The sequence below is a fragment of the Microbacterium ureisolvens genome (genome assembly GCF_015278315.1).
GTDB lineage: Bacteria > Actinomycetota > Actinomycetes > Actinomycetales > Microbacteriaceae > Microbacterium > Microbacterium ureisolvens.
In genome coordinates this window covers 1-1,295 of sequence record NZ_JADIJE010000035.1, presented here as the reverse complement: position 1 = coordinate 1,295, position 1,295 = coordinate 1, and the positions used below count along the sequence as shown (strand labels likewise).

The 1,295-nt window shown below is 67.7% G+C and carries 1 protein-coding gene; it reads left to right on the top strand.

The window, feature by feature from the left end; genetic code table 11:
• Window positions 1-69 precede the first annotated feature (69 nt).
• A protein-coding gene (locus IM767_RS20545) for an IS3 family transposase (RefSeq protein WP_194398971.1) occupies window positions 70-1,262 on the top strand; the annotation gives its coding sequence in 2 pieces (ribosomal slippage) (window positions 70-354 and window positions 357-1,262; 1,191 coding nt in all).
• Window positions 1,263-1,295: the final 33 nt, after the last annotated feature.

Here is a 1,295-nt window from a genome sequence, read left to right as displayed (position 1 = left end):
GGGACTGCTGCACGAGTAGGTGACATCTGATCTGGCTTGCCCGAGGGGTAGGCCTGGAAGGATGTTGCTGTGCCCAAGCCGTACCCGAGCGAGTTCCGTGACGACGTGGTCCGCGTCGCGAGGAACCGCGAGCCCGGAGTGACGATCGAGCAGATCGCGAAGGACTTCGGTGTTCACCCGATGACGCTTCAGAAGTGGATGCGGCGCGCCGATATCGACGAGGGCGCCAAGCCCGGTCAGACCCGCACCGAGTCCGCCGAGCTCCGCGAGGCGCGTAAGCGGATCCGACTGCTCGAGCAGGAGAACGAGGTGCTGCGGCGGGCGGCGGCGTATCTGTCGCAGGCGAACCTGCCGGGAAAAGGCTTTACCCGCTCGTGACAGAGCTCGCCGCCGACGGGATCCCCGTCGCGGTGACGTGCCGGGTGCTCAAGCTCTCCCGCCAGCCCTACTACCGGTGGCTGGCCGACCCCATCACCTCGAGCGAGGTGGTGGAGGCGTATCGCGCGAACGCGCTGTTCGACGCCCACCAGGACGACCCGGAGTTCGGGCATCGGCTGCTCGCCGACGAGGCCCGCGACAACGGTGAGGCGATGGCGGACCGCACCGCCTGGCGGATCGCATCGGCCAACGGCTGGTTCAGCGCGTTCGGCAAGCCCAAGCGCGGCAAGGGCCGCCGACCCGGCCCGCCCGTCCACGACGACCTCTGCGCCGTCGTCGACGAGCACGGCCGGACCCGGCACGTGTTCGCAGCCGACGCGCCGAACGAACTCTGGCTGACCGACATCACCGAGCACAAGACCGCCGAGGGCAAGCTCTACCTCTGCGCGATCAAGGACGTGTTCTCCGGTCGAATCGTCGGTTACTCGATCAGCGACCGGATGAAGTCGCGGCTGGCTGTCCAGGCGCTCGAGAACGCCGTCGCGATGCGCGGCGACGTCGCCGGCTGCGTGGTGCACAGCGACAGGGGCAGTCAATTCCGCAGCCGGAAGTTCCTGCGCGCGGTGACCCGTCACCGCATGGTCGGATCCATGGGCCGCGTCGGCTCCAGCGGGGACAACGCGGCCATGGAATCGTTCTTCGCCCTGCTGCAGAAGAACGTCCTGAACCGCCGCTCCTGGACCACCCGCGAGCAGTTGCGCATTGCGATGGTCACCTGGATCGAGCGGACCTATCATCGACGGCGGCGTCAGCGCCGCCTGGGCCGTTTGACCCCCATCGAGTTCGAGACCATCATGAACACGACCGTCGCACTGGCGGCGTGACTACAACCTGTCACCGATCCGTGCAGCAGTCCC